General features: G+C 49.1%; 7 protein-coding genes. 2 read left to right on the forward strand and 5 right to left on the reverse strand.

Features of this window, described 5'->3' with window-relative positions; translation table 11 throughout:
• Window positions 1-406 precede the first annotated feature (406 nt).
• Together FIU99_RS22370 and FIU99_RS22375 are read left to right on the forward strand one after the other, a co-directional pair.
• On the forward strand, window positions 407-2,059 hold the full coding sequence (locus tag FIU99_RS22370; protein ID WP_006961753.1) for an ABC transporter ATP-binding protein: 1,653 nt from the start codon (window positions 407-409) through the stop codon (window positions 2,057-2,059).
• Window positions 2,052-3,740 carry an ABC transporter ATP-binding protein gene (locus FIU99_RS22375; protein ID WP_039952194.1) on the forward strand — a complete coding sequence of 563 codons (1,689 nt, stop codon included), beginning with the start codon at window positions 2,052-2,054 and terminating at the stop codon, window positions 3,738-3,740. The genes FIU99_RS22370 and FIU99_RS22375 overlap by 8 nt, the downstream gene beginning before the upstream one ends.
• A 55-nt stretch (window positions 3,741-3,795) precedes the next feature.
• Here the strand turns inward: FIU99_RS22375 and FIU99_RS22380 are convergent, their stop codons facing one another.
• The 5 genes from FIU99_RS22380 to FIU99_RS22400 are packed head-to-tail and all read right to left on the reverse strand — an operon-like array spanning window position 3,796 to window position 20,697.
• On the reverse strand, window positions 3,796-5,403 hold the full coding sequence (locus FIU99_RS22380; RefSeq protein WP_006961737.1) for a (2,3-dihydroxybenzoyl)adenylate synthase: 1,608 nt from the start codon (window positions 5,401-5,403) through the stop codon (window positions 3,796-3,798).
• Window positions 5,400-6,800 carry a salicylate synthase gene (locus tag FIU99_RS22385; protein ID WP_006961721.1) on the reverse strand — a complete coding sequence of 467 codons (1,401 nt, stop codon included), beginning with the start codon at window positions 6,798-6,800 and terminating at the stop codon, window positions 5,400-5,402. The genes FIU99_RS22380 and FIU99_RS22385 overlap by 4 nt, the downstream gene beginning before the upstream one ends.
• Complete coding sequence (locus FIU99_RS22390; protein WP_006961720.1) at window positions 6,793-7,629, reverse strand: thioesterase II family protein; 837 nt, start codon at window positions 7,627-7,629, stop codon at window positions 6,793-6,795. The genes FIU99_RS22385 and FIU99_RS22390 overlap by 8 nt, the downstream gene beginning before the upstream one ends.
• Window positions 7,626-8,711 carry a thiazolinyl imide reductase gene (locus FIU99_RS22395; protein WP_006961719.1) on the reverse strand — a complete coding sequence of 362 codons (1,086 nt, stop codon included), beginning with the start codon at window positions 8,709-8,711 and terminating at the stop codon, window positions 7,626-7,628. The genes FIU99_RS22390 and FIU99_RS22395 overlap by 4 nt, the downstream gene beginning before the upstream one ends.
• Entirely contained in the window at window positions 8,704-20,697 is an 11,994-nt protein-coding gene (locus FIU99_RS22400; RefSeq protein WP_006961718.1) for a hybrid non-ribosomal peptide synthetase/type I polyketide synthase, read from the reverse strand. The genes FIU99_RS22395 and FIU99_RS22400 overlap by 8 nt, the downstream gene beginning before the upstream one ends.
• Window positions 20,698-20,749 lie beyond the last annotated feature (52 nt).

Consider the following 20,749-nt stretch of genomic DNA (forward strand, 5'->3'; position numbering starts at 1 on the left):
TCAGAATGAAAACTCTAATTTGGTGTCACACTTTTGTGAAGTAACGTCCATGAATTATCGGGGTGTCTGTGTTGTCGGAAGGCGGAGCTATAGATTGTTTTTCATGTACCAACCATAGGCAATGACTGCACACCTATTGAGCTAGCGGAACGGCCAACTTAATACCGGTTGATTGCTCTGTTGAATTTTGAACCCTACCAATTCTCCAGATGCCAGATGGTCTTTCCCCAACAGTGAATAAAGAGATACGCCTTAGTGTGAGAGTTCTGAGACAAGTAATGCTTCGTCATTTCTTTCTTGTCGAGTAGTACAGCAATAAGGACGGAAGTCGTTATTTTAACGCCTTATTACGTTAGTGGCTCAAGACAAACTGCCGGACAATACTCTCCATTTGTCGGGAGTATGTATGTTACTGTCAAAGGACATGAGTCGTGGCGAAGCACTCAAAGTCATGCTGCAGAGTGAGCGTCGTCAAATCGCCTTTTCATTGGGCAGCGCCGTCATGTGCAGTCTGGTAGAAGTCGTGCCTTGGGTATGTTTGTTTCTTTCTCTCGAAGCCATGGCTTCTGGAGAATCTCCAATTCTATATCTGCTTGTATTCGTTATTGCATTGCTGTGGCGTTACGGGTTGTACGCTTTTGCGGTTTGGCTGGCGCATTTAGCAGCGTATCAGATTATTCAAAAGACACGTCAGCACATTGTTCGTGCTTTAGCATCCATGAAGATCGAACAACTCCGAAGTCAGAAACGAGGAGATATCGAAAAGCGTTTGTCAGATGACTGCCAAAGTCTTGAGCCTCTCATTGCCCATCATGGCACTGACGTGATTAACGGTCTTTTGATGCCAATATTGCTCACCATTCTGATGGGTTACATAGACTGGCGTCTGGCGCTTATCGCCCTGTTACCACTGCCTGTGGCACTGGGCGTTCAGATCATGTTGATGAGTGGATTCCGTCATCGCCAAGAAAAATACATGCAGATCGTTGCCAATATGCATCAAGCGCAGATGGAGTTTTTGCGTAGTATTGGCGTAATGAAACTGTTCTCAGTAGATGCAGATTCTTATTTGGCACTTAGCCGCACAATTCGCTCACACAATAAAATTGTGACTGGCTATACTCGCATGATGGTTGGGGCGTGGGTGACTTTTGTCACTCTGGCTCAGGCATCACTCATGTTGGTTGTACCTGCGGCGATAGCATTTGTGCAAATGGGACAGTTGTCGCATGCAGAATTGGTTATGGTGGTATGTATCAGTGCGGGTATTTTAAAACCTTGGCTGGATCTAACTCAGGTCTTTTCTCAGATCCAACAATCTTTTGTTGCTGTCGATCGCCTGTTACCTTTCTTTCATACTACTCAGACTGTCGTACCAAGTTACGATGCACCGCTTGAGAGCCTATCCTGCGCTCAGTTGACTCTTTCTCGCGCCGACAACCCGCTATTAAACGAAGTCAATGTTGAGTTTTATCCTGGTGAACGGGTGACGATCGAAGGGGAGTCTGGAGTAGGCAAGAGTTCCTGGCTGATGACCTTGAGTGGGGCTCTGACAGCGGACGGCGGTGAGTGGCATGTGAATGGCGTATCAATGAAGGATTGGGATGATGTAACACGCAGCCGTTATGTTGCTTCCGTCGATCAACAGGTGGTGTTCTTCTCCGGTTCATTACGTGACAATCTTTCACTGGTTAGAGAGGCGTTAAGTGATGATGAGCTGTGGTCACTGCTGTTGCTCATGAGACTGAAAGAACTAGTTCTGAAATTGCCGCAAGGCCTAGATTCACCTATTGGAGAAGCCCAGCGTTTATTCAGTGGTGGAGAAATGCAGCGATTAGCGATCGTTAGGGCTGCGTTAGCCAAAACCCCCGTTTTAATTTTAGATGAAGCGACAGCGCATCTTGATCAAATCTCAGAACAAACGGTTCTGGAAGGACTTCGTCAATTTCACCCTGAACAGATTCAGTTAATTATCAGTCACCGTGCGACTCGTGTTCAGCAGGTTAATCGCCGTTTACGAGTGGAGGCAGGGGAAGTGCAGGAGAGTCGTCATGACTAATATTCAGATCTTGATACGTCATAGTGGTATCAGTGCGCGGCAGTTCTGGATTGGACTTGCCGGAAAGCTTGTGGTTGAGGCATTACCTCTGTTGGTGTTTGGGGCATTATTTGCTTGGCTTTTGGTCCCCGAGTTGGTTTCTTGGATGACGATAGGAGTCATATCACTGATGGTGGTGGCGGGCCAATGGTGGGTTGGTCAGAGTGCCAAGCAGACGTTTCTCGGCGCCTATGAAATCACCCATGGGCTGAGAAGCCAGTTGTTGACTGATATTCGAAGACAACCGCTTGCAGCACTAAAAGGGAAACGTTTAGGTGAAAAAATGAAACTTCTGACTGCAGATTTGAAGCAGTTTGAAGATATATTCAGTCATCTGTTAGCGGATTTCATTTCGGCGTGGGTCGCGCCATTCGCGATGCTACTGGTGATTAGCTTCATTCATCCTGTATTGGGTGCTGTGACTTTGGGAACGTTTGTTCTGGCGCTGGGTGCGTTAGCTCTCGCAGAAAGGACATTCAGTCAACGGGCAAAGCACCAGCACAGCATGAATACTGAAGTCTCCAGTCGACTTCTGGAATATGTCGATTGTCTGCCAATGCTTCGTGGATTTGCTCAAAGTGAGCGTCTGGCGGAACCACTGTGTGAAAAGATAGAGCAACAACGAGCCGCGGGTCTTGGTCTGGAGTGGGCTGGGGGAATGGGTGTTCTTATCGCCACATTGATTACGGAGCTTGCGCTGGTTTTGAATCTTGGCCTCGCAAGTATGTTCCTACAATCTAGTCAGCTGACATGGCCGGAATGTTTAGTCGTGATTGTGGCCAGTGTGATTTGTATTCGCCCTTTAACCCGTATGACAGTATACGCTGCTTTATTACGATACATGCTTAATGCTGCCGACCGCCTACTGGCGCTCGCTCAATTGCCACAACAAACAGCGAAAGGGGTTGCGCCGATTCATCATGACATCGTGATTGATAACATGCACCTTTCCATTGATGAGCAAAGGATACTGAGTGGCGTAAATGTCACTATCCCTGAAGGACATCGTGTCGCTTTTGTTGGCCCAAGTGGTGCGGGGAAATCCAGTCTTCTGGATGCCATAGCCGCTTTCCATATCCCCTCTTCGGGAACGGTGAATATTGGCGGACGCAGTATTGATGAGATCGGAACACATCACTGGTATAAGCTGATTTCATATGTCACGCAAGATGTTCAACTGCTCGGTGGCAGTTTGCGTGACAACCTGTTACTTGCTAAACCAGAAGCGAGTAATGAGGAGTTGCAACAAGCTATTGAGGCTGCGGGTCTGGCTGCCTTTGTTGCGGGTTTACCTGAAGGTCTTGATACACATATTGGTGAAAACGGTAACCAATTGTCTGGTGGAGAACGTCAGAGGGTCTCAATTGCTCGTGCGCTGCTGCATGATGCGCCGATTCTCTTATTGGACGAGATTACCTCGGCTCTCGACGAGACTACGCAAAACGAGGTGTTAGAGTCGATTGCTCGGTTATCTGAAGGAAAGACCGTTATTACAGTCGCTCACCGGTTAGAAACCGTTCAAGACGCGGATACGATTTACTATTTAGATAATGGTGAAATTACCGATTACGGAGCGCATGACACGTTGATGGCTGAAAAAGGGGGTTATCAACAATTGTGGCAAGCCGGTCAAATCGCCTAGCCGCACCGGAATTCAAAGCATAAGCCTCGCTGTAAAGCGAGGCTTTTTTATGGAATTAGCCTAGATGCCAAGGAGTGCCTGATGGACCCAGGATAGCTTTTTTATCAATTTTTCCTACTGCTGTTTTTGGCAGTGTCGAAACCAACAACAATTCATCGGGCATCTTGAATGTCGCTAGATTCTGTTGAAGTAGGAATTGTCTCAAATCTTGCAGTGTCAAAGACGCATCGCGTCCTACCGCTGCCACTCCTATTCGCTCACCTAGATGCGGATCAGGGACTGCAACAACCGCAACCTGAGCGATTTTAGGGTGAGCCAGCAATTGCTCTTCGATTTCGTCAGCAGCAATGCACTCACCTGCTCGATTAACGATATCTTTGATGCGGCCTGTGACAGAGAGGTATTGCTGGTCATTCATGCGTACTTTATCCCCGCTGCAATAGAAACCATCTTCCGTAAATGAGCGGGCATTGTGTTCAGGAGCACGATAGTAGCCACGGAGTGTGTAAGGGCCTCGGGTTAACAGTTCGCCCTCCTCTCCCAGTTCAACGTCCTTGCCGTCAGCGTCAACAACACGTACCTCGTCCCACTGGCTGACAGGCTTACCTTGCATTGAGGCAACAACCTCGGGTGTGTCGCTGAGACGGGTGCAGGCAATCAGGCCTTCCGCCATACCAAAGACTTGCTGCAAGACTCCCGGAAAGACTTTTTGCATTGCTATCGCGTCGCTATACGCAAGCTTAGAACCTCCCACCTGGATACGCCTGAGACTGGTCAAATCAGCTTCTTCCCATTGGGTCGCCTCGGTCCATAGTTGTGCCAGAGCGGGAACAAGAGCTGTTGCTGTCACACCGTACTGTTGGATAAGTTCAAAGCAGTGATCAGGGCTAGCCAACTGGGTAAAAATAACTTCACCGCCTGCTGACAAGGTGCCTAAAAACCCAGGGCAACCTAGGGTAAAATTATGAGCAGCAGGCAAAACGGCTAAGTAGATTTCTTTTTCTGTCACTTCACTCGCGCTGCAACAACAGCGAATATTGTAGAGGTAGTCGTTATGAGTTCTGGGAATCAACTTAGGCAGTCCGGTTGTGCCTCCGGAGACCAAAAATAAAGCGGTTTCTGCTGGATCAATTTTCGCAGGGACGAAGTTGGTAGCGGCTGAGCGAGGCAAAGCACAAGTTGGTGAGAATTGATTCACTAAGTAGAGTTTGAGAGCCGTCTGTTTGTTGAGATTCGCCATGATTTGCTCGCCAATCTGACCTTCTCCAACATAACCCTGAGCATTTGAGACACGCATGAAGTGCTCTATTTCAGCTAGGCCATGTGCGGGTAATGCCATGACCGGAATGAGCCCCGCACGCAGGAATCCGAAGAGCGTGACGGCGAACTCACAGGAGTTGGTCAGCTGCATCACGATACGATCACCCACTGCCCAGCCCTGAGATATTAACCCTTGAGCGATTTGGTCTGCCTCACTGATTAACTCCTCGTAAGTCAGAGACCGACTGTCATCTCTGACGGCGACTTGGTTGCGTGTATCTGCGCAGTGAGACCACAATAATTGCCATAGCGGTACTTGTTCCCAGAGGCCAGCTTGTTCGTACTCTTGCTTTTTTTCATAGCGATGAGGGATAACAGGCTCCATTTCCTTGAGAAGTGTCATGCTTTCACCTCTTCATTACGCTGAGCTGTCGGAGAAGGCTGGTCTTCCTCTGGTGCCTCAAAAATCAGGTGGTCGAGGACACAAGCCATTTTTTCGCACGTTTCTTCCCACTCTCTATCTGGGGTGGATAGGCTGATGACTCCAGCTCCGGCCTGTAGCATAGATACGGAGTGACGTTTGTAAGCTGCACGTAGCACCAACGCGGCGTCAAAGAACCCATCCTGATCGGCAATTAAGACACTGCCGCTGTACAAGCCACGCGCATTAGGTTCAAAGCGTGCGATGGCATCAATGGCTTCTCGTTTTGGGATTCCCGATGCTGTGATCGCCGGAAACAGGACTTTAAATGCATGCCATGCTGATTTTCCTTGTGCCAGTTGCCCAGTCACACGTGAAGCAAGATGCTGAACCGTGCCGCGTTCAGATACGTCCATAAACTCAGCGACATTAACTGTGCTTCGATCGCAAACCTGTTCAAGTTCCTCAACGGCCAATTTAACCGATGTGGCGTGTTCTGCAATTTCTTTTGGATCCGTCGTCAGCTCTCGTTTCAGTCTCTGTGCTTCCGCGGGATTGGTCGGCAGGAATCGAGTACCTGCTAAAGGCTGAGTGCTTAAATGACCAAGATTATCGACCTCCAATACGGTTTCAGGTGAAAACCCAAAGGCTTCAAGCTCACCTAGTTTCAGCATGAAAGATCGGGCTGGCGTGTTGTTACGACGTCCAGAGACAAAGCTGCGACGAATATCAATCGCTGCTGGCAGGGTGGCTGAGCGCGACAAGATGACTTTTTTATAGTCGTCCGCGACGATTTCTCTGACTGCTGAAGCGACCATGGTTTGATAGTCGTGCTGAATTTGCTGATGGTTGAGAATGTCAGCTTGAGTGAGTGGTGCCATTGGCTTGGGTAGGGATAGAGGCGTGGATGCTCGTGCTATCGCTTCATGAATCTCAGGTAATATTGAGTTATCGGTTGTGCGTACAGCGAGTTGATCATTCGAAATCCGAATATCATGTTGAGCAACAAATAGCTCAAGCAGAGTGCGATTTGCCTCTTTCTGAGCCAGATGATGGGCAAAGTGGCTGAACTCGAAATCGACTCGGCCAAATACACGCCAATCTTTCCAAGGTAAGGCTTGGGTAGCCTGATGAATGGTGTCACAAATCATGTCTTGTTCTGGCTGATGAACGTGACCAGAAAAGTCAGTGACCCTGCCTTGTGTATCGACGGTCAGTTGTATCAGTTTATTGATACCGATTGACCATTCTTTGTCGTGTTCATACACCACATAATCATGGCAAAACTCAGCGATACTGAGCTCAGTCGCTATGGCTAGAGGGTTACATTGATGTGGAATGATGTGGTTGTGATATTGAGTAATAGCAGGCTTAGCCATAATGATGTTCTCCAAATTCGTAATGAGATGCGTGAGGGGCATCATGAGCATGCGTAATCACGCTCTGAATAAACTGTGTTGGTTGAGCTGTAATGTAAAAATGATCACCGGGAAGACCCGATACGGAAGTCATTTCCGGGTATGTGTGCCAGTCTTGCCAAGCGGTCACTTCGCTAGACCATGCCTCAGGATCTTGCTCACCGAACAACAAAGTGCAGGGGGTGTACGCTAATTTAGGTGCGTTCCCCTGAGTCGTTAGATAGTTTTCTGTGGCTGAGAAATCTGCCCTGAGCATAGGTAAAAAGAGTGCCAGCAGTTCAGGGTGTTGTTTAAGCACAGGACTGCCGCTGCCAATTTCTATCAACTGTTCGACAAAGTCTTGGTCGTTAAGGTGGCTCAGTTTGCGCCTGCTTTCGAGATGAGGGGCATGACAACCTGATAAAACCAGCTGTGATACTGGTGTCGATGAGCCGTAATGGTCTTCGAAATGTTTGCACACTTCAAAGGCAACCTGTGCGCCCATACTGTGTCCACAAATACGCAAACGTGGCGTTTGGCTTTGTGGTGTCGAAGCCATACGTGCCATTAGTGCATCAAACACATCACAGGCGATCGCACCGATGCTAGAGAGGGCGCGTTCTTTCATCCGTTGATCGCGGCCAGGGTAGGTGGCCAGAAGGACCTGCGTATTATTGGGCAAGTCGTTTTCTTTCAAGGAGGCCCAACTGTTAAATGCGCTGTGACTGCCGCCAGCAAAGGGGCAGAGCACCCATAATTCATCAACAATCGTTCCTCGCTGACATAAGGTTTTGAAGGCTGGTGTGGTCATGCTTCACCTCCCGATGCGAAGTGAATGGTATCGGCTGGCTTTAAGTAGCACTCTCTAACAGGTCCACATAAGGTTAAGATCTCTTCCCATAGGCGAGCGACATTTTGTTGATGAGTGAAAGTCAACGAAGTGATATCGGGTTCCCCGTCAATTTGACGAGCGAACAGGCTCAGCGTTTTTTCTACGCCCTTTGGCCCCAGTGTTTCGAATGTATCGAGTCGTGAAGCACTCTGTTGGTAGAGCATCTGGGTCGCTGGAGCCTGAAGGTAATCACCTTCAGGTGTGCCTGCACGCTGATACAGGCTGAGATGATCGTTTTGGTGGTTGTTGGCATGGAGTACAGGTGTCCAGGTGACTGGGCCGTAGCTGTCTGCCAGTGAAAGGTAACCATTCTCCCAGCCAAGCATCATTCGATGCATAGCCAGGCTATGCATGTCAGGGTCGCGGGGATCCAGATAGTTTTGCAACTGCAATAAATAGTGACCGGATTTTGAACGCAAATTAATTACATCAAACTGAGGTTGTTTGCTCAGTAATTCAGGTGTTAACGCCTCTGCTTGAGCTCCAAAACTTTGCAGTAGCCAATCCAGTGTTGAGTACAAAAGCTGCCTGCTGGTGGTGATGTTACCGTAGCTCGGGCTTTTGCCTGTACTTTGTCTGAGATGATTGGCACTGGCTAACCAAGCTTGTCCTGCCGCCGAGGCGGCATAGAAAGAATTGACACAATAGTGTGCCTGATGCTGTGCAGCCTGACGTTGATGGCGCGTCATCTCCTGAATTGACACTGGGTGTTCCTGAATGACATTGATGCCACGTTCTAGCAGTTCTTCTACGATCAGGTTACCGCTGCCTCCGATAACGGAGGCTCGAACGACTACGCAGGCAATATCGATGTCTTGTGGCAAATCAGAAACGTTCTGATATAAAGGCACGCCGAACGCTTTAGCAAGGCTCTGTGAACGTGGGCTGCCCGTTGAAAGCAGACCTGCCAGTTGCAGATGTTCGGGGGGATCAATAAATGCATTGAGGTAAAGCTCTCCAAATTTGGCGCCAACAATGATGACTTTTTTTGTTTTATTCATTTTCTAGGGTTTCCGTAGTGGAAGATTGCGAACTCTGATTGCGCTTGAGAGTTCGGCGAAGTAAAGAAGCAAGCGTATTGGCCAACTCACTCACGTTAGGCTCTTGCAGCAAGGTATAGTGATCGCCATTCAGCTCATGAACGGTAAGGTCACACACATCTTTCCAGCCATGATGAGGGCAGCGCGCAATGTCAGGATCTTGATAACTCATGAAATCGAGATGGTTATTCTGCCCTGCGGCAATCAGGGTTGTGTTCACAGAGGTGAGTTCAGGCACGACATACGACAACATGGCGGACAGATTTCGGCGATAAACATCAAGTAATCGCTGCACGCTATCTGTCGTTACATCCTCAATTGCTGTGATATGGCCAAACGCTGAAGAAAGATGTGCACAGAGTGTGTCGTCGGTTGATAGATCTGGCGCCTCGGCCTGTGTAAGCTGCGGGAAACGGCCTATAACATCAGCATAAAAATGACGACGTACTTCTTCATCAGACATCACCTCTTTTCGAGGGGTTGGCTTGTAACTGTCGATTAAGATGCACTCTTCAACCTCCAGCTTTTTCTCTATCAACTGATGCGCCATCTCATAAGCGACGATGCCACCAAATGACCAGCCCGCCAGACGATAGGGTCCATGTGGTTGAATCTTTTGGATTTGGTTTAGATAGTGCTGTGCGAGTTGTTTCACGCCCAACTCATCGTGCTCGGATCCCGTGTTTGGGTAAGCCAATCCGTATAACGAAACGTGCTCTAATCGCTGGGCTAGAGGCTGGTAACTGAGTAGGTGTCCACCAATCGGATGTACGATAAACAGAGCTGGGTGTGCCTCATTGGCAGGGTTGAGTAACACAGGCTTAGAGCACTCATCCGTTGTCTGATGATCGATCAGCGACGCCAATCGCTCGATGGTGTCATGAGACTGCAAGTGCCCAGCGGTAAGCTGGCTTGCTAACTGTGTGTTGATTCGACTTATGACCCGCACAGCAGCTAGGGAATTTCCTCCCAGATCGAAGAAGCTTTGATTGGCTGGAATGGAAGGTTGCTGCAGACAGTCACGCCATATCTTTGCAATCTGTTCTTCTGTCTCCGTCATTGGAGGGCGCGAATTCGCGTTGATCTCAACGTCCGGAGTCGGCAGAGCTTTACGATCTACTTTTCCATTAGATGTCAGGGGAATAGCGTCAAGCGAGACTATTTGCACCGGGCACATATAAGTGGGCAGATTATTTCTCGTGTAGTCGAGTAAATGTGCCGCGTCTTGAGACTTGTGCTGTGTACTGACGATATATGCAACTAATCTCGCACCTACACCTTCAATCGCGACAGGCTGAACGATTACGTTTTGCAGGCGATCTTTCAACCCTCCATTCGGGCACTGGCGCAACGTATGTTCCACCTCACCAAGTTCAATCCGGTAACCGTTTATTTTGACCTGATGATCGTTCCGGCCTAAGAATTCGATGTTGCCATCGTCTTGGTAGCGCCCCAGATCGCCGGTTTTATACAATCTTTCGCCGGATTCTGGATGGATGATGAACGCGGCCTGCGTTTTCGCTTCGTCTTGCCAATAGCCAAGTGATAAGCCAGCACCACCGATATAAAGTTCACCAGAAACCCAGTTAGGGCAGGGCTTGAGTTCTCTGTCTAGGACGAAAAAGGCTTGATTAGTTAGCGCCTGCCCATAAGGGATACTAGTGCGATCCGAGTGACTCCCTTCGATGGGATAGGCAATTGACCAAATGGCTGCTTCTGTCGCACCGCCCAGACTGAGTAGCTTAGCGTTGGGTGCAAGGGTATTCAGCTGTTCAGGCAGGGACACAGGAATCCAGTCACCACTCATCATAATATGACGCAATGATGGAAGCACTGAAGATTGCGCTGCCAGCCCATCGGCTAATAGCTGAGCAAACGCCGGAACACTATTCCAGATTGTGACCTGTGCGCTTTCGGCTAGTTGAATTAGGGCATCAGGATCTTTGGCTGGTGATACCTCAGGTATCACAAGGCAAGCCCCGCAGTGAAGGGTTGAGAACAGATCAAACACCGACAGATCAAAATTGAGCGCGGAGATTGCCAGTACTTTGTCGTCACTATTGAGAGTGAGACGATTTTCTACGTCCACAAGCGTATTGATCACCGCTTGATGATCCATCATCACGCCTTTGGGCTGCCCGGTAGAGCCGGACGTAAAGATTACATAGGCTAGATCAGATGGTTTGAGCGCCTTAGGTTTGAATGTGTTGTTTTCCGTGTGGCTGATTGATGGGGTGAGGACACGATAAGGTTCCAGAGCGTCTGTTAACGCCTGTTGAGCAACAACGGTTGTGACTTGTCCCTGATTAAGCAATGCATGGATTCTTGCTTGAGGATAGTCGGCGTCTATAGGCAGGTAAGCTTTACCAGCCATCAAGATTCCTATCACTGCAACTACTTGTTCCCAACTTTTGTTCATCACAATGGCGACCAAAGGTGCATCATCGTCTTTGGCCGCAATGTCTGCCGCGAGTACACTCGCTGCATTCCAAACGTCTTGATACGTTAGGAAGAGTTCACCTTGTTGAATTGCGATTCTTTCCGGATATGCCTCGGTGCCCTGCTTGATCATTTCCAGTAAGGTCTGAGGTCTTGAACCGCTTGGCTCTTCGATGAGGTTAGGTTGAGTGTTTGGCTGATGCCCCCATTGATTGTCGGATAAGCTCAGAGTCAGTACATCATGCCAGTTGCTGCTCGTCAGCGATTCTACAGCCTTGATATAGGCATGGAACATAGCCTCGAAGACGCCTGACTTGAGGTGATCGTGTTGTACGGTCCATTTGATGTCTATGCCGCCGCAAGGTGAGGAAATTAACATCGCATCTAAGTAAACATGCGGCGTTTGCGCTCCGAAATCGCGAAGCGTTCCCATAGTCATAGAGCTCTGCTGGCCTACCGATACGGTATCGTTAAAGACCACTGGCATACCAGCGCTGAAGTTACGATTGAGCCTGTTCTTTTCGGTTAAGACGTCCTGACCGTCAAACTCGGCATGGGCAAGATCGTCTGACATTTGCTGTTGAACTTGCTGGATAAGAGCAAGTAAGGCTGGTTCCTCACTGATGTCTACTTCCAGCATGGATGTCGTCGATAGATTCCCCACCAAATTGGCTAAATCAGGTTCGTTAGCGGGTCTATTGCTGTGCAAGACATTTAACGAAAAGTGGTTTGTATCACTCCAACGACGCAACACGAGGCAGAACGTTGTTAGCATTGCCATAGAAGGTAACACATTGTGACCAAACGCCTGACGCTGAAGCAGGTTCCAGTTTTGTGCAGATACACGGTGCGTCAGCACGCGTTGATCCAAACTGTCACCTCTTGAATCCGCTAAGGGAAGTGCAGGAGCATCCGGCATAGTCGGCAAGCGATCGTTCCAGTATTGGCGAGCGGCTTGTTTCGAACCATTGGTACTTTGTTCTGCTTTGTTTTCCAGATACTGAGCGATGGTCATTAAGGGTTTGTCGAGAGCCACTGATGGGTTGTCGTATAAGTGTTGCCACTGCTGGAATAGCAGGTTGAGGCTTCTCCCGTCTGCCACGACCAAATCAACCACAAGGTGAAGCAGGTGAGTGTCTTGATCTGTTTTCACAATGCTGAGGTCGAACAAAGGCCAGCAATCCGTCGCTACCCCTTGCGCGGCAATGCGAGATCGTGCTTCGGTTAAATATTGTGCTTTGTCCGACTCAGCGCTCTGTGTCAGATCAACATAGTGAGGCTCATAATGGGGCACTTCTTGAAGAATGCAGTAATGCCCTTCATGGATTTCTCCACGCAACTGGTCATGGTGATTTATCAGTGTATTCCATGCGTCGACAAGTTTTGAGCGGTTCAGATCTTTAATTTCTAACTCAGCGTAAAAGTGCGCAATTCCCTGACCTAAAGAGAATAGGCTGCTCTCCCCCAGCCAATACGCGTTCTGCAACGGAGTCAATGGGTAGTCCCGATTAGCTTTCGGTGCATTGACCGTTGCTTCAGCATCCGGCTTGAATAAATGCTCACAGAATTGAGCGAAGACTGGCTGCTCAAAGATATGCTGCAGCGTCACCGCTGCAAATCCCGCCTGTTGCAGTTGAACGACCAGTTTGGTCGCCATCAGACTGTCGCCACCACACTGGAAAAAGTCTGTCTCCGAAGTGATGTCCTGGCTAAGGAGTGCCTGCCAGATTTGCTGAACCTTCTGTTCTTCAGGGTTAGGCTCGGGTGGCTCATTGCTCGCTTGCGGAGCGAACGTGCTGTCCAGCGCCTGAACGAATTGTTCGAGCGTTGGTTGTTCAAATATCTGCTGCAAGCTAGCGTGAGCGATCTCCTGTTTGTTGATTTCCACAATCATCTTAGTGGCCATTAAACTGTCGCCACCGCACTGGAAGAAGTCTGTCTGCGGAGTCACTTCCTGCCCGAGTAACAATGTCCATATTTGAGCGATGCGTGACATGAGCACATCTTGTATTGGCGTAGCCTGAGGTTCTACGACCACCTTTTGTGTTTCGTTTTCATCGTAGGACGGGTAAGCAGAAGGTTTTTCCGCTGGTGATTTACTCTGTGTCGTTCGTGCTAAGAGCAAATGTTGGCGCAACACTGATTGCTCAGAGTCCGGGAAACGACATTCGGTGATGAAACCTTGCTCGCCAAGTACTCGCTGCCAGTCACTGGCGTTGAGCATAGCGCTGCCTGTATGTTGACGGAAATCGGTAAAGGCGTTGATCCCTTCGATAAACCCAACAGTGGCGAGCTGCATCGGGCTGAATTGATCGGTGGCTTCGATCAGCAGTATATGTCCATTGGTCGCAAGTATGCCTTTAAGTCGTTCAAGCGTATCAGGTAGGTCCGTTGCATCATGAAGAACGTTGACTGCAATGATGACGTCGTAACCGCCTGTTACCTGCATTTCTGGTTCGATATCGAGGTTGATGTCTAACCATCCAAAATCAACTTGGTTGTATTGTGCTAAAGACTGCCTCGCCTCGTTCAAAAAAGCATGCGATACGTCAGTGAAGCGATAGTGCTCAATGTATCGGGCTGCATTGCTAAGAACAGCAGTAGACGTTGCTGCTGTACCTGCCCCCACTTCTAGGATTTTTAGTGGCGCTCCTTTTTCCTCTCCCAGAGCCGAAATGAGATTGGCAGCGCTTTGGTTGAGTATCCTTAGAGAAGGATTAGTTCTGTATAGCGCATCAGTGATCTGGTTATCTTTGAATAAGATCTCCAGTGCGGATTTTTGGTCACTCAATAACTCGTGGTGTGCTTGAAGGGACTCGTCGAGATATTGAGATAAACGCTGACACCAGTCGCTCTGTGGTAATTCACACTCTGGCACAACGGGCTCATCCCCTTGCCATTGATAGAGGCCATTGTATACATGGAGTAAGCCTTCCCTTACTAATTGATCCAGCCATAGTTGAACTAACTTATGATGCTTTGGTGCGGCGCGCAGTGTTTGTAAGATCTCAGAGTAGCTGAACAGTTGGTTCCGCTTGTTAAACAACTGATGTTGATGCAGGGTCGCCCACAGTCCGGTGAGTGCCTTATGTTCTAAGTATGACCAAGCACTGGTCACTTCATTTTCGACCGCTGAGCTAATCTCAGGAAGTGTCGCTGCGTATGATGTTGGTTCTGATTTCGATGCTGGTTTTGATTTCGATACTAGATTTGTACGTTCGAATTCAGTTGGCGCCTCTGCCATTTGACACAGCCACTGACCGTACAGCGTGAACATTTCATCCAGAACATCTGATGCGATCACGCCATCCATGCAGTACCAGTGATACTTTAGTTCGCCATCAACCTCCATGATTTGGTGATCCAGCCAGACTTGCGGTGTTTGGCTGAGTACATAAACTGGATCGCCGAGCAAGTGTGTCATTGCTTTTTCGATGTCCATTCCGTCCATCGACATACCCAACATGCTAGTAAACACGACGGGTGTCATAGGGAGCGATGCTTCCTGCTCCGTCATGTGCTTTTCGGCTTTGCGGTATTTTGCTAGCTCTCGCATCACTTCAACGCCATTGACTTGGCTGTGACTCAGACGGGTCCAAAGCGTTTCCTGAGTGCGAGAAAATTGATCTTTCAGGTTCAGATCTTGAGACCAATCAAAATCCATCAATAGAACAGATGTGAAATCACCAATTAAGTCTTGTACATCCTGATGAAACGGCTGTCTGTTGAAGAAGGTCATATTCAGCGTAAAAGCAAGGGATTCTGACCACTTGGCTAATATGTGAGAGAATAACGTCAGTAAGCCTGCAGACGGTGTGATACCGGCTTGTTGCCAGTGTGATTTCAGATTCGACCACTGGGCTTTTGGTAAGCTGCCTTTTCGAGTCACAAATTCGGGCTTGTACGAATCAGCCACATTACCTAGTGGTAGCTGAGGCGCTTTAGGTATTGATGGAATCAGCTCCATCCAGTAATTCCAGGAAGTCTGCCAGTCGGGCTGGCTTTTTAACGCCTGTTCATGAACCACATAGTCCCGGAAAGAAAGGGAAAGTGGAGGCAGATCTTCGCCGTGGTAAGCGCGATTTAGATCATCCATCATGATTTTGAAACTCTGGACATCAAACTGAAGCAAATCAAGATTCATATGAAGTCGATATTGGTGTTCAGTAAGGTTGCTGATACGCACATCAAACAAAGGCCACTGAGTTGCAGGACGGACTTGCTGGCTCATTGTCTGACGAGTTTCTGCTAATGCCTGTGTTTTGGCGTTGTCATCTAAACGAGATAGGTTCTGAGTGGAGAATGTGTAATTGGGAACGTCTTTTAAGATGACTTGTTCACCAGTGGGTAAGACGGACATTCTCAACATATCGTGGCGCTGTATCAGCGCATTCCACGCCGTTTCTAGCCGCTGAATATCAAACTGAGAGTGTGATAGATCCCACTCAAAAACGACGTTACATGCGATCCCCCCATAAGGGACCCAAGACTCGCGGCCTACCCAGTAGGCATGCTGGATGGGAGTCAGTGGGAACGGCAGATGCTGCTGATCCGGTTCGATTACAAAAGGCAGGGACTGCTGAGGCACTGCGTCATGACTTTTGGTATCAATTAATGCTTCCAGCCCCTGGATAGTCATTGCCTGATACGCCTCTTCAGCCGTTAGCTTAACGTTAAATTGCTTCTGTATCGCAGCATTGAGCTCCAGGAATTGTAACGAGTCCATACCTAGCTGCATAAGGTCCTGTTGAGGTTCCAGCAGGTAATTTTCAGCCAAGCCTAATTGGTATCGCACCCGATCCTGAAGCCACGAGTTTGTCGCTACCGTCTCAACGGCTAAAGCTGCACAAGCAGAAACGGTTGTCCCTTGTGAATCCATCGTAAAATATTTGGCAAATTGAGCGGAATTTGAGCTTATATTCATGGCAAAGGCATGCTCGCTCCCCATTAATAAGCTTTGACTTAGGTGCCAAAGGCCCTCGGCTGGAGACAGCGTATGCATTCCTTCCTGGCTAAGCTTGGCGACCAGTGCAGCGTCGCGGGTCATGCCGATGTGATCCCATGCCCCCCAAGCCAGACTCATGACACGACAGTGTCCATCGGCATGATGAGACTGAGCAAAACCGTCAAGAAATGCATTGGCGACAGCGTACAGCCCTTGTGCCGGAGCGCCGAGAGTGGCGACTGAAGAAAAGCCGATCAGGTAACCCGCCTGTCGAGCCTCTAACCAATGATAAAGTGTTTCGAAGGTCTCGGTTTTTACTCGGATTACCTGTTCTGCCGTCAGTGAATCCCACTGGTCGATCAGACCATGATGAGGATTACCAGCGGCATGAATGGCGCCTGCCACAACCCGCCTATCAGTCAGCTGGTTGAGAAGGTTAGCCAGCTCTCCACTCACGGTTAAATCGACCAAATGTGTTTCGATGTGACAGCCGAAGTTAGCCATTTGGGCACAAAATTCTGACCAGTCTGAGTGCTGGTTGCGGCCAATCGCTATGACATGCTTGACTCCGGAAGAGGCCAGCCAACGAATTACTAAGCGGCCAATTCCCCCCATCGCACCCGTCACGAGATGACTGCCATCGGCATTGAACCAAGACGCCGGAATTGAGTCGCCATTGGTTGGTGCATGCTCAAGTTGATAGGCCCAATATTGATTATCTCGATAGGCAAGATCGCCAGCCGAAGAAAATGGTGCATGAGCTAGTGCTTGTGCAACTTCTTCCGCGCAACTATCTGGTGTATCCAGAACGAAAAAGCGTTTGTTGGGATATTCTGCACGCGCAACGCGTATCAGAGACAACAAGGCAGTTGCATTAGGCTCTGTGATGTCGTTAGTAGCGACTTTCATTGCACCACAAGTCAGTATCCACAAGTTATCAGGGCTATTGCCTAAGAGTTGAGCAAGCTGTGTGACCGCTTCTGATAATGACGTCGAAGGTAAGGCAAGTATGCCCTGATCTGTTGCCGTCTTATGGATTGTTCCTCGTAGATTGAATGCCGATGCCACTTGTTCAGCGGTGATCGGATTGAGCTGTTGGTTTGCTTCAACAGGACTAGCTTGCCAGTGATAACGATTGTGTGGTGAAGGGAGCAGCTCCGCTGGGTCATCTTTTTTGCTTGCCTGAGGCTCAAATCGGGCAAGCCATTCCCAGTGCCCTTTAGGGGCTTGTGCTCGCAAGTCATAAACATCTTGTCCCCACATTTTGCTTAGTCGGTTGATGGCGACTCTCGACACATCTTTGAGCCCATATTTAGACGACACCGATAGATCGCTATCTTTGAAACCGCTTGGCAGGAACTGTGAACATTGGTGGTGAATGGCCGCACGTAAATCAGAGTGTTCAGCCACTGTTGACCAGTCTTGATAGATGAGGCTTGAGTGCGTGTTTTGCCAAGTTACCTCTGCATCATGGCATGGGCTGACTGGCGCTGAACTGTCGTCATCCAGCAATGGTGCCAATTGCTTGCGCAGACTTTCTGCATGGTCGAGCTGGCGCATTAATTCTGGTAGGGCTTGCCCTAAAGCTAACAGGTGTGTACAGGAATGCTGGACACTGACCAAGTCCTGATTACCTGTGTCGGACAACCAGTGTTGAGCAATAACGTTGGCACTTGGCAGTATGGATTCAGACGGCACCCACTGCTTGTCTTGTTTGTGGTAGTACCCTTGTGTCACCAAGAGATCTAATAGCGCCTTGATATGATGTCGATGGCGAGGAAGTATTCTTCCGCCTCGAATAATTTCGATAAGGCTGAAGGAGTCGCGTTTGGTGCAGGTTTTCAGGAAGTCTTTTATGATTGCGCAGCGCAGTGTTAACGGTTCCAGAGGGTATGTCGTGACGGTTTCTGGACTGATTAATGGCTGCTGTTTGTTGTCTTTGTGAGAATCGACCCAGTATCTTTGTTCGTCAAAGACATATAGAGGCAATTCACATAGTCTTCCGACATTGTCGAAGACGTCCTTCCAAGGGGCATCTACGCCGAGTGTAAAGAGTTCGCTCAAAACATTCTTATCGTCAGCGTGGAGCCAGAACGACGCTGAAGTCCAGGTTTCACGACGGCCAATGGACGTAAGGTGAGGCTTAGGGCCGATTTCCATAAAAGCATGACAATCTAATGCAAGCGCCTGCTCGATGGCTGGTTGAAACTGAACCGATTCTCGAACATGACGTGTCCAATAGTCGGCGTTAAGTTCGCTCATTGAGCGGATAACTTGGCCTGTTACGCCTGAAATCAGCGAAATTTTTCCTTGAGTCGGAGTCAGGTGTTCAGTGAAGTTGGCGTAGGACGACAACATCGAATCGAGATGCCTTGAATGTGCAGCGCAAGGGACCTCTAATTGACGATATGGAATGTCGGCAGCGTCGAGTTCTTTACTCGCCTGTTCAACCTTCTCAATATCTCCCGAATAGACCCAATGTGCAGCACCGTTATGGGCCGCTCGATCCAGTTCCGCCAGAGATGGGATGGTGTTCAGCTGTCCAAATGGCGCGAAAGCCGCGAGCATGGCGCCGTCTTGATTTTGAGTACATTGATGCATTCGCTGGCCGCGTTCGATGACCAGCTCAATTGCCTGTTGGTGGCTCAAATATCCCGCAATGACGCACGCTGAGATCTCACCGACAGAGTGGCCTAAAACAACGTCTGGAGTGATTCCCCTCGACTGCCAGTGAGCCGCTAACGCCAGCTCAAAGGCGACAATTGCTACCTGAGCGCCATCGGTGCGAGAAAGCAGGTGTGTGCCTGAGCCAAACATGATCTCAGTCAGAGGTGCTTCAAGCTTGCCTTTTGTGTAGGACTGGCTGAGATCGATACTGTGTCGGAAAGCCTCACTGGTTTGGTACCAAGTTTCACCCATCCCTGCAAACTGACTGCCTTGCCCTGTAAATGTCCATGCCAGCTTAGTGCGCGACTGGACATGGCCTGTTCGCACCTGATGGGACGCTTCGCCGGATTCAGCAAATGCACGGAGTGCCGATTCTGCTTGAGTGGTATTAATGATGGCCAATCGATGCGGCAAATCTAATGAACGAGAGCGCAAGGTTGAGTAAGCAACGTCGGCAGAATTAGGGTGTTGCTCCAAGTGCTCGGAGTAACGACGAGCGATTTCACGAAGAGACTTAGGAGAATTGGCAGATAGGAGCAGGGGAATATCTGTGTTCTCTGCTGTGAGTGGCTGAAAAGTATTGTTTTGCTCTGGCGAAGATTGCACCAGCATATGACAGTTAGTGCCTCCGATGCCAAATGAAGAGACAGCGGCGGTACGGATGGAATTCCGCCAGTCCAGTGTTTGTGTTGCCAAGTCAAAGCCGGAACCATCTAAGCGAAGTTCAGGATTGGGTTGGGCAATATTCAATGACATTGGGATCTTTTTTCGTGATACCGACAATACTGTTTTAATCAGTGAGGCAATACCCGCTGCGGTATCTAAATGTCCAAGTCCACTTTTGACTGAACCCAAGTGGCATACTGGCGCGCCAGAACTGCGTGAGTACGCATTTTTAATGGCGGTGACTTCGATAGGGTCGCCGAGTTTGGTACCGGTTCCGTGAGTCTCAATCATCTCCACTTCATCGGGTTGGACGTCTGCGAGGTGAAGTGCATCTGCCAGAACCTGAGATTGGCCATTCACTGATGGGGCGGTGAAGCCAACTTTATCCTGGCCATCATTGTTGATGGCACTGCCACGCAGAACTGCGAGGATGTTATCACCGGCTTCAATGGCATCATCTAGTCGCTTCAATACGACACTGCCAACGCCATGTCCACCAAAAGTACCGTTGGCCTGTTGATCAAAGGGGCGGCATAAGCCATCAGGCGAGAAAATCATGCCAGGCTGATATTCATAACCTGAAATTTGTGGGAACGATACAGCTACGCCACCCGCGATAGCCATATCGCACTCACCAGACCTTAGACTTTCACAAGCAAGGTGCGCTGCAACCAATGAGCTGGAGCAGGCGGTTTGAACAGTAAAAGCCGGGCCCGTGAAGTTGAATTTATGTGCGACTCGGGTCGCGAGATAATCTTTGTCATTGCCTAATAACGCCTGTAGCCCTTTTACTTGCCCAACCTGAGTGACATCGAATGCTTCAAAGGAAGGGTAGGTACTGGTTCTTACTGCGCCGAAGACGCCCGTTCTTGATGGCGCTTGCGTTGGGGCATAACCTGCGTGTTCTAGCGCGTGCCATACATTTTGTAAGAAAAGGCGTTGCTGTGGATCGATAGAGGTTGCCTCAGCAGGCGAATAGCCGAAAAGAGCGGCATCGAAGTACTCGGGTTTATCAATAACGGCTCCGCTTGGAACAAAGTGCTCTCTCTGACAAACGTTGGCATCGACCCCCGCTGCTTGTAACTCTTGAGCACTGAAGAAAGATTGACCAGAAAGACCATTAGTCAGGTTGTGCCAAAAAGCGTCTATGTTTGGAGCTTTGGGGAACCGACACGCCATTCCGATGACCGCAATCGGGTCACAATTGTCATATAAGTGATTGTTGTCCATGGTTATCCTCTAATTTCGAGATGAGCTCTCAATAGAGCTCATCTCGATCTAG

This window comes from Vibrio sp. THAF64 (assembly GCF_009363455.1).
In the GTDB taxonomy this organism is placed as follows: domain Bacteria; phylum Pseudomonadota; class Gammaproteobacteria; order Enterobacterales; family Vibrionaceae; genus Vibrio; species Vibrio coralliilyticus.

Coding starts and splice junctions, on each gene's coding strand:
- FIU99_RS22385 (WP_006961721.1), bottom strand. CDS start 6,800: ATGGCTAAGCCTGCTATTACTCAATATCACAACCACATCATTCCACAT.
- FIU99_RS22380 (WP_006961737.1), bottom strand. CDS start 5,403: ATGACACTTCTCAAGGAAATGGAGCCTGTTATCCCTCATCGCTATGAA.
- FIU99_RS22370 (WP_006961753.1), top strand. CDS start 407: ATGTTACTGTCAAAGGACATGAGTCGTGGCGAAGCACTCAAAGTCATG.
- FIU99_RS22395 (WP_006961719.1), bottom strand. CDS start 8,711: ATGAATAAAACAAAAAAAGTCATCATTGTTGGCGCCAAATTTGGAGAG.
- FIU99_RS22375 (WP_039952194.1), top strand. CDS start 2,052: ATGACTAATATTCAGATCTTGATACGTCATAGTGGTATCAGTGCGCGG.
- FIU99_RS22400 (WP_006961718.1), bottom strand. CDS start 20,697: ATGGACAACAATCACTTATATGACAATTGTGACCCGATTGCGGTCATC.
- FIU99_RS22390 (WP_006961720.1), bottom strand. CDS start 7,629: ATGACCACACCAGCCTTCAAAACCTTATGTCAGCGAGGAACGATTGTT.